The sequence below is a fragment of the Neisseria sp. HMSC074B07 genome, from assembly GCF_001810355.1.
Taxonomy (GTDB): Bacteria; Pseudomonadota; Gammaproteobacteria; order Burkholderiales; family Neisseriaceae; genus Neisseria.
Genome location: NZ_KV800958.1, coordinates 41,774 through 54,752 on the forward strand (window position 1 = coordinate 41,774; position 12,979 = coordinate 54,752).

The following is a 12,979-nucleotide window of genomic DNA, read 5'->3' on the forward strand; positions in this document are numbered from 1 at the left end:
CCTTGTCCTGATTTAAAGTTAATCCACTATACATTTTGGCATAACCCAAACAGGTTAAACACAATTCCTTCGTCTGTCTCAATCTTCTTTTCAGCTTTCAAAACGCCGTCCCAAACTCCGTCCCCCGCTTTTCAGACGACCTCCTGCCCGCTATAATACGCTTGCAAATTATTTGCATTATCATTTAATTCAGGAGAAACGCATGAGCACCCGTACCGAACACGACACCATGGGCAATGTCGAAGTCCCGTCCGAAGCCTATTGGGGCGCGCAGACCCAGCGCAGCCGCAACAATTTCAAAATCGGCGGCGAAACCTTGCCGCAGCCGCTGATTTATGCTTTGGCGCTGGTGAAAAAAGCCGCAGCCGTCACCAATGTTTCCCTCGGCAGGATTAAGCCCGAACAGGCGGATTTGATTACGCAGGCGGCGGACGATGTGTTGAACGGCAAGCTCGACGGGCAGTTCCCCTTAGTGGTTTGGCAGACCGGCTCCGGCACGCAGTCCAATATGAACATGAACGAAGTGCTGGCGAACCGCGCCAACGAAATCGCCGGTACGGGTTTGGCGGCGTACCAGCCCGTCCATCCCAACGACCATGTGAACCACGCGCAATCGACCAACGACGCGTTCCCGACCGCCATCCACGTTGCCGCCGCGATTGAAATCAACCGCCACCTTATTCCGGCGGTAAAAGCCCTGCGCGACACGTTGGACAAAAAAGCCAAAGAATTCGCCCCCATCGTCAAAATCGGCCGCACCCATTTGCAGGACGCGACGCCGCTGACTTTGGGACAAGAGTTTTCCGGCTACGTTTCCCAACTCGACCACGGCTTAGGCCGTCTGAACGACGCGCTCAAAGGTTTATACGAACTCGCTTTGGGCGGCACGGCGGTCGGCACGGGTTTGAACAGCCATCCCGAATACGCCGAAAAAGCCGCCGCCAAACTCGCCGAACTGTCCGGCCTGCCGTTTGTCAGCGCGCCGAACAAATTTGAAGCCTTGGGCGGACGCGATGCCGCCGTTGCCGCTTCGGGCGCATTGAAAACGCTGGCGGCAAGCCTGAACAAAATCGCCAACGACATCCGCTGGCTGGCAAGCGGCCCGCGCTGCGGTTTGGGCGAAATCAAAATCCCCGAAAACGAGCCGGGTTCGTCCATCATGCCGGGCAAAGTCAACCCGACCCAATGCGAAGCGATGACCATGGTGTGCTGCCAAGTGTTCGGCAACGACGTCACCATCGGCATGGCGGGCGCGTCGGGTAATTTCGAGCTGAACGTCTATATGCCCGTTATCGCCTACAACCTCTTGCAATCCATCCGCCTGTTGGGCGATGCGTGCAACAGCTTCAACGAAAACTGCGCCGCCGGCATCGAACCCGTACCGGAAAAAATCGACTATTTCCTGCACCATTCCCTGATGCTCGTTACCGCGCTGAACCGCAAAATCGGCTACGAAAACGCCGCTAAAGTCGCCAAAACCGCCTATAAAAACGACAAATCGCTGCGCGAAACCGCCGTTGAGTTGGGCTTGCTGACAGGCGAGGAGTTTGACGAACTGGTCGTCCCCGCCGATATGGTTCATCCGCGCTGATTAAGGGTTTGAAATACGGCAAAGGTCGTCTGAAAATATTTCAGACGACCTTTTTTGATGTTTGAAACCGTCAAACGGCTTTTATTTGTCGTGGCGCACCATTTTCGGCGCGTAGCGTCCGGCGCGTTCTTTGAGGCGTTTGACCAGACCTTCGGTGGTGTTCGGTACGCCGTCGGTACAGAAGGCTTGGTAGAGGACGGCACGCATCTCGTCGTTTTTGTTGAAGGTTGAGCCTATGGGTTTCCATTCGGCTTTGCGCGGCTCGATCCAGCGGCGGTTGACGGTGTCGCCGTAGCCGAACACTTTATAAGACGAGCGTTTGTCTTTGCCGTATGTGAAGGAAGAGCGGGCGCAGAAGAGGCCTTCGACGGTCAGGTTGTCATGGCCTTTGTCGGAACGGACGTTGAGGATGTAGCGGATGCTGCCGTCCGGAGAGGGCATGATTTGCAGGCTGCTGAGGAGGATTTTGGGCTGCTTGCCGTAGTCTTCGCTGACGTAAAGGTCGAACCAGTCGCCGGATTGGGTGTCGGGCAGGGGCGGGAGCGCGGTTTTTTGTTCGGCGAACTCGCGGGCAGCGGCTTCTTCGGGGCTTTCTTTGTAGCGTGTGTTGAAGGGGGTATCTTTTTCGCTGAATCCGGCGGCGTTGACTGCCGTGGCGGCGAGGCAGAGGGTCAGGAGGGCGAGACGGCGCATGGTGTGCTCCAAAGTGAAAAACGGCTTTATTTTATGGGTTCGGCGGGGTGGGGTGCAAGTAAGTACGGTATAATTCATGTTAATCCTGTTAACGGAACATCGGAAAATATGAACGCACACACCTTAGACTTGAAGGGGCTCAGATGCCCTTTGCCGATTTTAAAAACCAAAAAAGCGTTGGCGCAAATGGAGGCAGGCGAAGTCCTGACCGTGTTGGCGACCGACGGCGGCGCGCCCGGCGATTTTGAGGCGTTTTGCCGCCAGACCGGGCATGTCTTGCTCGAATCGCGCGAAGAAGACGGCGTGTTCACGCTGGTCGTGAAACACAAATAGAGGTCGTCTGAAAATGGCGAAACGTCCGATTTCAAGGCTTTTTAACGCCTTCTTGTGAAGCTTGTAGTTTGATTTTATTAAGTTTTACAAGTGAATCATTATTAGATAAAGGAAAATGATGAAAAAGCAACTTTTTCTACTCTTTTCGGTTTTGCTGGGATATTCCGAACTTTCTTTTGCATACGACCCAACCCGCGGAGCGTTGCAGAATGCGCCGGAATTGCGTATTTACGGCTATAACCAGCAAGATATTTATAATAAATATCACCCATCGGTGAATGTCGGTAATTCTTATAACAATAACGGCAATTCCTATAACAATACCAATCCGGTTATTGTCAATCTGCCATCAAAGTACGGAGCGATAGTGTTAAATAACAAAACCGGATATATTACAGATTCCGTAAATGAGGATTCATTGGAGCAAGCTAAGCGTGTTGCCATCCAGAGATGTGAAAAAAGGGGGGATGGTAAATTTTGTAAAGTTCATGATTGGATTAAGGACGGCTGTCATGCGCTTGCTACAGGCTGGGACAATGGTGTACTTCATATTTTGAAAGGGTATTCTAGTACGGAAGGAAATTCAGAAAGGTTGGCTTTAGAAAATTGTAGTTCTCATAAATACAAAAAGTGTGTAATTCTTGTCCCTGAACGTTGTTCCCTTCCAAATGAGTGATTACAAAATTTACTTTGAACGCTGTTCCCTGCCTACCCCGCTTTTTTAAATCTATATGAAAGGTCGTCTGAAAATGGCGAAACGTCCGATTTCAAGGCTTTTGACGCTTGCCGCTTTCTCCGTTTTATTGGCGGCGTGCGGCAGGGAAGAAGTGCCGCCCGAGCAGATGGCGGATCGTGCGAACGCGGCAGCGGAATTGTTCCGTCAAGGCTGCGTCGCTTTTGACGGGGCTGCCGATAAAGTGCGCTCTTTTGCCGATAATGAAAAGCTGACGGCTTTGAACGCGGAAGAAATCGGCAGGCTGCCCGCAGGTTTCATCGAGCCGGATGCGCTTGCCGTTTGGAAGAAAACGCAGGACGGCGCGGATTATTATTTGAGCCTGACCGGCGACAGTTGCAGCGTGAAAACGGCGCGGGCGGACGAAAACTTGATACGCAAGCAGTTTATGGTGTTGGTGGAAAACCCGCCGAAGGGCTTGAACAACGAATTGCGCACCGATCAAGCCTCCGAATCGCCGATAGCGATCCGTCAGCTTTCTTATGCGTGGCGAGCTTCGGGCAGCCCGGAAGAAACCCTGCTGACCGTCAAAACCACCCCGTCCGACCAGTTGCCCGTGCAGGCGGTGTTTTACCTGACGCATCAGTCCTACAACGGCAAGCCTGTCCTTGTGCAATAGTTTTTTCAGACGAGCTTTGGGGCTGTCGCCATTCAATAGTTTCCGTGTCTTTTTATCCTCAAAGCGGCATCTTCCACGTTGGAAATCCTCACAAGGTGTCCAACCTTGTTGCGGTTTCCGCCTTGAATCTTCCGCTTTGTGAACAAAAATCCACTGGGAAAATTAAATGTTGACAGCCCCTAGGAAACATCAAGGGGTCGTCTGAAACCCAAAAATCTAAAAAGGAACACTCATGCAAACCCTGACCATAACCCGCCCCGACGATATGCACCTGCACCTGCGCGACGGCGGCGCGCTCCAAGCCGTTGCCACCTATACCGCCCGCCAGATGGGGCGCGCCGTCATCATGCCCAACCTCAAGCCGCCCGTCGTCAGTGTTGCCGACGCGCTTGCCTACAAAGCGCGCATCATGGCGGCGTTGCCCGAAGGCAGCGCGTTTGAGCCGTTGATGACGCTTTACCTGACCGACCAAGCCACGCCCGAGCTGGTGCGCGAAGCCAAAGCCGCCGGCATCGTCGCCTTCAAACTCTACCCCGCCGGCGCAACGACCAATTCCGATTCCGGCGTAACCGACCTGTTCAAACTCATCCCCGTTTTGGAAGAAATGGCAAAACAGGGCATTTTGTTCCTCGTTCACGGCGAAGTAACCGATCCCGAAATCGATATTTTCGACCGCGAAGCCGCCTTTATCGAGCGCGTGATGAAACCCGTTTTGGCGCAAGTGCCGAATCTCAAAGTCGTGTTCGAACACATCACCACCGCCGAAGCCGCACGCCTGGTTTTGGAAGCAGGCGACAACGTTGCCGCCTCCGTTACCCCGCAACATCTCCTGCTCAACCGCAACGACCTCTTGGTCGGCGGCGTGCGCCCCCATCATTTTTGCCTGCCCGTACTCAAGCGCGAAACCCACCGTCAGGCATTGGTCGCCGCCGTTACCGGCGAGAAGGCGCACAAATTCTTCCTCGGCACCGACTCCGCGCCGCACGCCAAATCTGCCAAAGAAAACGCCTGCGGCTGCGCCGGCATGTTCAGCGCCATGACCGCCATCGAGCTTTACGCCGAAGTGTTTGAAAAAGCAGGAGCGTTGGACAAACTTGAAGCCTTCGCCTCGAAAAACGGCGCAAGGTTCTACGGCATTCCCGAAAACGCCGACACGATCACCCTCGTCAAACAAAGCCAAACCGTCCCCGCAAGCGTCCCTTACGGCGACGGCGAACTCGTCCCGATGCGTGCGGGCGGCGAGATAGGCTGGACAGTCAAATACTGAGCCGCACATCATGACCGCATGAAAATGCCTGCCCGAAAAGGGGCAGGCATTTTGGTTTGATAAGGGAGCGGATAAGGGCATCCTGAGGCTGTTTCTTAAACCACTTATGTTCTGCAAGAAGACAGCGGCTTGATTACGTTTGATATTGTCAAAAAGGTCGTCTGAAAACGGGTATGGCGGATTTTGCGCCAACCTGTTTTCAGACGACCTTTTTGTTTTTTTAAATTTTAAACATCAATCTTTCAACAAAGCCCCCGCCAGCCAAATATTGAACACTACGCCGACCGTGACCGTAATGCCGAAGGCGGCGACGGCGGGCGTGCCGCTTAGGGCGAGCAGGGCGAAGGAGATGGCGGTGGTAGCGGCGGCAAGCAGCATCCCGCCCAGCCGCGCGGGTGCGCTGTGTCGCGCGGTGAGGGCATAGACGGCGTAATCGACGCCGATGGCGGACACCAAAAGCAGGCCGAACATGGCGAACAGGCTGACTGGGATGCCTGCCAGACCGAGTACGGCGACGGTGCAGACGGCGGCGGCAAGCGGTACGGCAAGGATTTTGGTGCCGCGCTTCATGCCGAACATGCGCCATAAAACCAGCAATGCCAGCGCGTAGGATGCCAGTTTCAACCATGCCGCCTGATTGCGCGTGTGGTGGAAAAGGTCGTTCAGGTGGGCGCGTTTGTCCGCCCAATGTACGCCCGCTACGCTTTGCGCGGCGGAGCGGACGGCGGTGTCGTCGGTCATGCCGTTCAGGCGCACGATGGCGGCGAAACGGCCTTTTTCGACTTCACCCAAATACAGCGGCCGCCAGGCTTCCGCCAAATCAGTTTTCAGCGCGTCGGCAAGCGTCAGCGGCGGCGCATCGGCGGCTTGCAGCAGCGCGTTGCGTAGGGTTTTGTGCGGAATGCCGATATCGACAAGCGGTTGGCGGCTTTCGGGCAGCTTAGACAGCTCGCGCAGGCGGTTTTGCAGTTTTTTCTGTTCGGATACGGGCATCAGGAGCTGGTCGGGAGATTGGAAGCTGACGAGCTTGCCTTGCGCGACTAAAGGTTGCAGCGCGCGGCCGAGTTCGGCGGTTTTCATCAACAAAGCGTCTTCGCTCGGCGCTTCGGCAACCAAGTATTTGCCGCCGAAATCCGCGCCGCTCAACTGTCCGATGCGTTGCACTTCCGCCAGCATTTCAGACGGCATGTTGACCCACTGGCGGATGTCGTCGCGCCAGTCGCTGCGCCACAGCCCGACCGCCAGCAACACGCCGCCGACCATCAGCCAGCCGCGTTTGTGCAGACGGATTTTCAGACGACCCGACAGCGCGTAGAGCCGTTCGGTCAGCGCGGCAAACGGCACGGTTTTGGCGCGGTAACGCTGAAACAGCGGCGGCAGCCACAACACCGTCGCGCCAAACGCGCCAGCCAGCGCAAATCCTGAAAACACGGCGGTCTGCCGCAATACGGGCAGCGGCGTGAACCACAAGAGCGCGTAGCCCAATACCGTAATCAGCAGGCTGACGGTAAAGCTCGGCAAGACGTGTTTCATGGCGGGTTCGGCCTGCCAGACGGGGTCGTCTGAAAAAGCCGTTTTGCCGTTTTTCGCTCGTGTGCCGAATACCGAAGGCGCGAGCCAGTGCAGCGGGAAATCCACCAACATCCCGACCAGACTCGTGCCGATGACGATGGTCAGGATATGCACTTCGCCGAAGACCAGCAAAGCCGCCGCCAGACCGGTCAGCATACCCGCCGCCAAAGGCAGCGTCAGCCAGAACACGCGGACGCTGCGGAATACCCACAACAGCAGCGCGAACGTCAGCAACATCCCCACCGTACTCATCGTCCGGCTTTCCTGCTCCGCTTCGGTTTTAGACGCGGCGGCAAACAGCGCGCCGCCTGCTGTCAGCGTGTCCGCGCCTTTGACTTTTGCCAGTTTGCGGCTTTCCGCTATCAGCGGCAGAAGGGCGTTGTTGCCTGAAAAATTGTCGCCCGCCGCCAGTTTTCCGCGCAGCCAGACCCAAGTTTTCCCGTCATCGCCTTCGGTGAACAGCATGCCGTTGTCCATGTTCCACTGCAAACGGCTTTGCGGATTCGCCTTGCCGGCGACAAAACGCCCGAAGCCCAGCCAGTCTTGTTCCAAAGACAAAGGTGAGGGCGCGGCAAACGGGTTGACTGCCGCTTCCGCACGCGCCTGAAAGTAGGCTTGCGGATGCTCAAACAGCAGGCGCACCTGTTCGTTCGGCAGCAGGGCGAGTCCCAGCTTGCCGATGTCCTTGCGCACCTTGCCCAAGTCGGGCGTCACGCTGCTGTCCACTTGCTCGAACACGCCGCTTTTACGCCACAAAGCCGCAATCTCGGAGGTCGTCTGAAACGCCGTTTCCGCGTCTTTGCTGCCCGCCAGCAAAATCACCTGCGTGTTCAACTGTTCTTCGCCCGCCTTGTCCGCCGCCGTCAAAAGCGCGTCAGGCTGCTGTTCGCTCGGCAGCAGCGCGGTCAGGTCGGTTTGCAGCCAATTTTGCGTGGAGACGGTGTAGATGAGGAACAGGGTCAGCAGGGCGGTGAGGACGGTGTAGGCGCGGCGGTAGGTAGTCATCATTTTTCAAATGGGTTTGAAGTGTGTCTACGGCATTTTATGGGGAAGTCGGGTGCATTGACAATCCGAATGGATAATCGGCAGGGGAAAGAAACAGGTCGTCTGAAAATGTGTTTGAAACAGAAGACAGTTTCGGATTTTCAGACGACCTGTCGGCGCGGAGGCAGCGGCGTATTTCGGAACACGTTTCGCGTGTGCAAACTCACAGGATTTCTGCGCGCGCCATCATGATTGGGTTGGGTTTGCCGGATGATAAACCGTCGGCAAGGCACAATGTTTCTAAAAAATCGGCGATGTCCTGCCAATAATATCCTTGCGTTTCAGAGTGCGCAGCCTCTTGAAGGGACAGCCTTTCCGCTTCCTCGGCTTCCGTATTTAAGGTAACGGGAACGCCGTGTTCCGCGCCGTGTTCGAGCAAAATCCAAATGCTGCCTTCGCGCGTATCGGCGTGGGTGGCTTGGTGTTCGTATGCCCAGCCGACTGCGGCCTGTCCGCCGCTTTGCAAGGATTGTGCGGCGAGCAGCAGGGGATGGAAACGGGTTTCCAAATGGCGTTCGGTGGCAACCGCCAACGTCGCGCCGTGCGTGCCTAGGGTTTGTGCGGCATGAAAAACGGGTGCGTTGTGCAGGTTGGCGATGAAGTCGAAAGGCATTGCGGCATGGTGGTTGAGCACGTTGTCCGCCATTTTTTCAAACACGGAAGGGGAGGAAAACGGCGTGCCGAGGAAGACGGCGCAATCGGGGCGGATTTCGCCTTGTCCGCGCAGCAGGCCTGCGCCGAGTGCGGCAATCAGGCTCAGACGGCTGAGGCGGCGGGCGTCCGTGCCGCTTTGCTGCTGCAAGTTTTGTTTGAGGATTTTGTTGCCGACGGCGGCTTCGGTATCGAAACGCGCGGCGGCGGTGATGCGAATGTCGGGATTTATGATTGCCATTGCCATACCATAGCTGTGTTGCTGCCGCCGAAACCGAAATGGTTGGCGAGACAGAAAAGGTCTCCTGAAAAACGGATTTCGCGTCCTTGATAATCGGTGCTGCCGCCTTGTTTCAGGGCGGACAAGAGCAGCGCGGTTTCGAGGGCGGCGGTTGCGCCGAGGGTGTGGCCGATTTGCGCTTTGAACGCCATCAGCGGCGGCAGAGTGCCGAACACGTTTTCCAACGCAGCCAATTCGGCGGCGTCGCTGTCGGCGGTGCCGATGCCGTGGGTTTTGACGGCGGCGATGTTTTCGGGGGCAACGGCGGCGATGTTTAAGGCGCAGTTGATAACCTGTTCCAATGCCTTATTGTTGCTTTGAATCAGGTCGTTGCCGGTATTGGCGGCGTGGCCGACGAGTTTCAGACGACCTGCACAATCAGGCGGCGTGGTAGAGAGGGCGAGTGCGGCGACACCTTCGCCCAAAATCAGACCGTTGCCGCCGAAGGGCTGATAGCGTTCGGTAAACAAACCCAAGCTGTGAAAATGCAGCAGGGTCAGGCGGTTAAGGTTTTCGATACCGAGGACGAAGGCGCGACCCGCCCCACCGCGCAAACAATTGTCTGCCTGAATCAGCGCATGGGCGGACGAGGTGCAGGCGGTCGCCAAACTGAAAATCTGCCGGTTGCCGCTGCGTTTGCGCAAATCTTCGGCAAGATAGAGCAGGCCGTGTTCTCCAATGTCCGTATTGCCCGCGCGGCGGCGGTTTTCGTATTCGGCGATGGCGTAAGAACTCGAACCGATAAACACCGGAGCATCGTGCCAGCTTTCAGACGGCCATCCGGCATCTTCGGCGGCGCGGCGCAAATGTTGTTCGGCAATATCCGCAAAAGCGGCGCTTCCCAAGCTGTCGTCGGCAAAAGCGCGGAAATAAGCGGCCTGCTGCGGCCGGTTTAAAAACGTATAAGACACCGCATCGGGTCGTCTGAAATCCGCCTGCGGATTCAGCGCGGAGGTGGCCGCCGTACCGCAAACCCAGCTCACGCCCCATGCTCCGCGCGGACGAACGCCGCCAAATCGCGCACGCACATCATATGCTTGCGCACCATACGGTCGCCTTGCAGCCGCACTTGGAAATACTGTTGCAGCGCGACGCAGATTTGCAGCGCGTCGAGCGAATCCAAATCGACAGGGCTGCCGTCGCCGAACAACGGCGCATCGTCGGTAAAGTCTTCGGCGGCAACATCATCGGTCTTGTCGGCTTCTTGCAGAATCAGCTTTTTCAATTCCGCTTCCAGCGCATGTTCTGCCAAGGTAAAGGTGTAGGACATTTTTTGCTTTCGTGTTTGGGGTGGGGATGGATGTCGGCTTGTGTTTTAGTGTAACCCGCCACACTCGTTTTTCAGACGACCTAAAACCGCACCTGCGTCTGCAACTGCCTGCGGTAAACCAGCACGGCGGCGGTCAGGGTGGCGGCGGAGAAGGCGGACAGCAGAATGAGGTAGCGGCCGATTCCGTCCAGTCCGCTGCGGTTGAGCAGCAGTTCTTGAAAAGCTTTCAAGCCCCATGCCATCGGGGAAATCCAAGTGAGTTGCTGCATGGTTTCGGGCATGACGTGGGCGGGGACCATAATGCCGCCGATTGCCGCCATCAGGATGATGCCGCCGCCGCCGAGGACGACGGCGTGTTCGGTGGATTTGGCGCAGACGCTGATTAGAAGCGCGTAGCCGAGTGCGGCGGCGCTGACGGCGGCGGACAGCAGTGCGTAGGGAACAAGGCTGCCGTTGAGTATGAGGGCGGGCACGCCGATTTCGGGCAACAGGTAGCGGCCGAGCAACAGCATTCCGGCAAACTGAAGCTGGTTAATCAGGAAATAGGGGATGAGTTTGGCGGCAATCAGGCCGGACGCGGAGGCGCGGGCGAGGCGCAGGCGGGTGATGGTGTTGGTCTGGCGTTCCAGCGCCATGACGTTCGACAGCGGTATCATGATGAAAAACATACCGAAAATCAGCCATGCGGGTACGCTGTGCTGTACGGCGTTGGGTTTTTCAACCTTGCCGCTGCCTGCGCTCAGATAGTGTTCTTCCAGCATTTTTTTATCTAAAAAGGTTTGCACGGCGGCGAATTGCTCGTCGTTTTTTTCATCGATTTTTTTCTGGATGTCTTTTCGGATAGAGCGGGGCAGTTTTTTATTGTTGATTTTGATGCCGTCGTTGTTGTCGAAATAAGCGTCCAGCCGCGTTTGGGTGTAGTGCTGCTGCAAAACGCCTTTGACCGCCGCCAGCCACGAAGGCTCGGTATCGGGCGGTACATAGATTTGCAAGGCTTTGTTGTCGGCGATTTTGCCGGAAGCGGCGTTCGGGTTGTGCAGCACCAGTTGGAAACGCTTGTCGTGCAAGCCGTTTTGCGCGTCGGTCAGTTTTTCAGACGACATCAGCGTGACATGAATCTGCTCTTTTTCCAGCGCGGCTGCCAGCGCGGTATTGACGCTGTCGTCTGCCGCACCGACCAGCGCGATGCGGCTGTCGGTGTGCGGGTCTTGGTCGCGGCTCAGCGCCAACGACATAATCAGCATGAAGGCGATGGGCATCACAAATAACACCGCCAAACCGTGCAGGTCGCGGCAGAGCAATTTGAGTTCTTTGAGGAGGGAGGAGGTCGTCATTGTAGATTTTGCTTATCTGTTGCCGGTTCGTCTTTGCGCAGGAAATCAAGGTAAAACGTTTCCAGCGAACCGTGTCCCTGCTGGAAGTAGCGGATTTGCGCGCCGCTTTGTTGCAGGACGGCGTAAACGGCGGCGGCATCGTGTGTCGTTTCCATCATGCCGCGGCTGTCCACTTGCTTGGCACCCAAAGCAGCCAGCGTTTGAGGCGGCAGCGGCGGTTCGACGGTAAAACGCACGACACCGGTTTGCGTGCTTAAAAGCTCGTCCAAACCGCCGTGATACACCAGCTTGCCGTGTTGCAGCAGCGCGATTTTGCCGCAAAGCTGCTCGATTTCCGACAGATAGTGCGAGGTGTAAACCACCGTTACCCCCTGCCGTGTCAAATCCGCCACGCTGTCGAGGATAAAGCGGCGCGACTGCGGGTCGATGCCGACCGTGATTTCGTCAAGGAACACCAGTTGCGGCGTGTTAATCAGGCCGATGGCAAAATTCAGACGACGTTTAAGCCCGCCCGAAAGATGCTTTGCCGCCTTGTTTTTGTGGGCGGTCAAGTCGGTCTGTTCCAACAGCGCGTTCAGACGGCCTTTGTCGCGCACTTTGTAAAGCGAGGCGAAAAACAGCAGGTTGTCCCACACAGAAAGCTGCGGATAAAACGCGAAATCCTGCGGCACCAAACCGATTTTCTGCCGCTCGCTGCGGCTTAACAGGCGCAACGGCTTGCCGTCAAACAAAATTTCGCCCTGCCGTACTTCCTGCAAGCCTGCCAAAAGCGACATCAGCGTCGTTTTCCCCGCACCGTTGTGACCGAGCAGCCCCAAACATTCGCCGTCGGCAATGTCGAACGACACATTGTCCAGCGCGGCGGTTTCGGCTTTGGGATAACGGTGGGAGAGGGATTGGATTTGAATCATGGTTTCAGACGACCTTTTTGAGCGATATTTATAGCGCAGCATCCCACAAATAACGGCGCTGTAATTTACCGTCCTTAAATACGAAACACATACCGAAAGAACCGGCATCATTATTCACCGAATTAAACAGATAAAGCGTCTTGTCGGTACGGCGGTAATAGGCTTCCCAGCCATCATACGCATTGCTGCCGCGTGCAGTGGCGGCAAAATCGGGCAAGAACAGCCCTTGCAGTTCGGCAGCGGGAACTGCTTGACCGTTTAGCGTGATCTGTTCTATGGCAAAGACGCTTTTTGGAATGGAGCCATCTGTGCCATAAAATGGTTTGCCCCGATAGAGAGGAGCGTTGTCACTATTTGAGGCTGTACCTGAAAAGTCGCTGCGTTTGGGGTGGATGCGGCGGGCGGCGATGTATACCGTTTGACCGTTGCCGGACAAAGTCAACGTATCGTCGCGACCGAAGTGTTCGTGTAGGGTAACGAAGTTTTTGTTGGAGGCGGGAAATATCAGACGGCTGCGGTGGATAAAGCCGTAACCGCCGGTGGCTGTCTGTTGCAACAGCGCGGTACAGAAATTCGGATTGTCTTTGCTGGCTTCGCCTACACATTCCAACGGCGTGCCGTTGGGAATTTTTGCCAAAACTTTGGCGTTCAAATCGGGGCTTTCGCGTAAGTTGGTGTGTC

General features: G+C 56.2%; 13 protein-coding genes. 5 read left to right on the forward strand and 8 right to left on the reverse strand.

The genetic code is table 11. The annotated features are described in order from the left end of the window. The first annotated feature begins 202 nt into the window (after positions 1 to 202). Positions 203 to 1,591 (forward strand): class II fumarate hydratase, encoded by a 1,389-nt coding sequence (fumC, locus tag HMPREF2726_RS08985; protein ID WP_070603061.1) that lies wholly within the window; start codon positions 203 to 205, stop codon positions 1,589 to 1,591. Between the two features lie 81 nt (positions 1,592 to 1,672). Here the strand turns inward: fumC and HMPREF2726_RS08990 are convergent, their stop codons facing one another. Then, entirely contained in the window at positions 1,673 to 2,284 is a 612-nt protein-coding gene (locus tag HMPREF2726_RS08990) for a CNP1-like family protein (RefSeq protein ID WP_036529159.1), read from the reverse strand. Positions 2,285 to 2,392: 108 nt separating this feature from the next. Here HMPREF2726_RS08990 and HMPREF2726_RS08995 point away from each other — a divergent pair, with 108 nt between their 5' ends. The 4 genes from HMPREF2726_RS08995 (at position 2,393) to pyrC (ending at position 5,236) form a co-directional block, all read left to right on the forward strand. Beyond that, the gene (locus tag HMPREF2726_RS08995; RefSeq protein WP_009311572.1) at positions 2,393 to 2,617 is read left to right on the forward strand and encodes a sulfurtransferase TusA family protein; all 225 of its coding nucleotides are present in this window, start codon (positions 2,393 to 2,395) and stop codon (positions 2,615 to 2,617) included. A 118-nt stretch (positions 2,618 to 2,735) separates the two neighbouring features. After that, complete coding sequence (locus HMPREF2726_RS09000; RefSeq protein WP_009311571.1) at positions 2,736 to 3,293, forward strand: DUF4189 domain-containing protein; 558 nt, start codon at positions 2,736 to 2,738, stop codon at positions 3,291 to 3,293. Between the two features lie 73 nt (positions 3,294 to 3,366). Next, the gene (locus HMPREF2726_RS09005; protein WP_009311570.1) at positions 3,367 to 3,969 is read left to right on the forward strand and encodes an NMCC_0638 family (lipo)protein; all 603 of its coding nucleotides are present in this window, start codon (positions 3,367 to 3,369) and stop codon (positions 3,967 to 3,969) included. Between the two features lie 232 nt (positions 3,970 to 4,201). Further along, positions 4,202 to 5,236 (forward strand): dihydroorotase, encoded by a 1,035-nt coding sequence (pyrC, locus tag HMPREF2726_RS09010; protein ID WP_009311569.1) that lies wholly within the window; start codon positions 4,202 to 4,204, stop codon positions 5,234 to 5,236. Between the two features lie 234 nt (positions 5,237 to 5,470). Here pyrC and HMPREF2726_RS09015 read toward each other — a convergent pair whose 3' ends face one another. The 7 genes from HMPREF2726_RS09015 to HMPREF2726_RS09045 all read right to left on the reverse strand — a co-directional run. Further along, positions 5,471 to 7,816 (reverse strand): MMPL family transporter, encoded by a 2,346-nt coding sequence (locus HMPREF2726_RS09015; RefSeq protein ID WP_009311568.1) that lies wholly within the window; start codon positions 7,814 to 7,816, stop codon positions 5,471 to 5,473. Between the two features lie 199 nt (positions 7,817 to 8,015). Next, positions 8,016 to 8,750 carry a hypothetical protein gene (locus HMPREF2726_RS09020; RefSeq protein WP_070603064.1) on the reverse strand — a complete coding sequence of 245 codons (735 nt, stop codon included), beginning with the start codon at positions 8,748 to 8,750 and terminating at the stop codon, positions 8,016 to 8,018. Continuing rightward, on the reverse strand, positions 8,732 to 9,766 hold the full coding sequence (locus tag HMPREF2726_RS09025; RefSeq protein ID WP_070603066.1) for a beta-ketoacyl synthase N-terminal-like domain-containing protein: 1,035 nt from the start codon (positions 9,764 to 9,766) through the stop codon (positions 8,732 to 8,734). Before HMPREF2726_RS09025 ends, HMPREF2726_RS09020 begins: the two co-directional genes overlap by 19 nt. Next, positions 9,763 to 10,053, reverse strand: a complete 291-nt coding sequence (locus HMPREF2726_RS09030) for a phosphopantetheine-binding protein (RefSeq protein WP_003763573.1) — start codon at positions 10,051 to 10,053, stop codon at positions 9,763 to 9,765. The genes HMPREF2726_RS09025 and HMPREF2726_RS09030 overlap by 4 nt, the downstream gene beginning before the upstream one ends. A gap of 80 nt (positions 10,054 to 10,133) precedes the next feature. Next, complete coding sequence (locus HMPREF2726_RS09035; RefSeq protein ID WP_070603068.1) at positions 10,134 to 11,387, reverse strand: ABC transporter permease; 1,254 nt, start codon at positions 11,385 to 11,387, stop codon at positions 10,134 to 10,136. Then, the gene (locus tag HMPREF2726_RS09040) at positions 11,384 to 12,298 is read right to left on the reverse strand and encodes an ABC transporter ATP-binding protein (protein ID WP_070603106.1); all 915 of its coding nucleotides are present in this window, start codon (positions 12,296 to 12,298) and stop codon (positions 11,384 to 11,386) included. The genes HMPREF2726_RS09035 and HMPREF2726_RS09040 overlap by 4 nt, the downstream gene beginning before the upstream one ends. Before the next feature lie 28 nt (positions 12,299 to 12,326). Next, the coding region (locus HMPREF2726_RS09045; protein ID WP_070603070.1) for an SH3 domain-containing protein at positions 12,327 to 12,979 on the reverse strand (653 nt) is incomplete at its 5' end.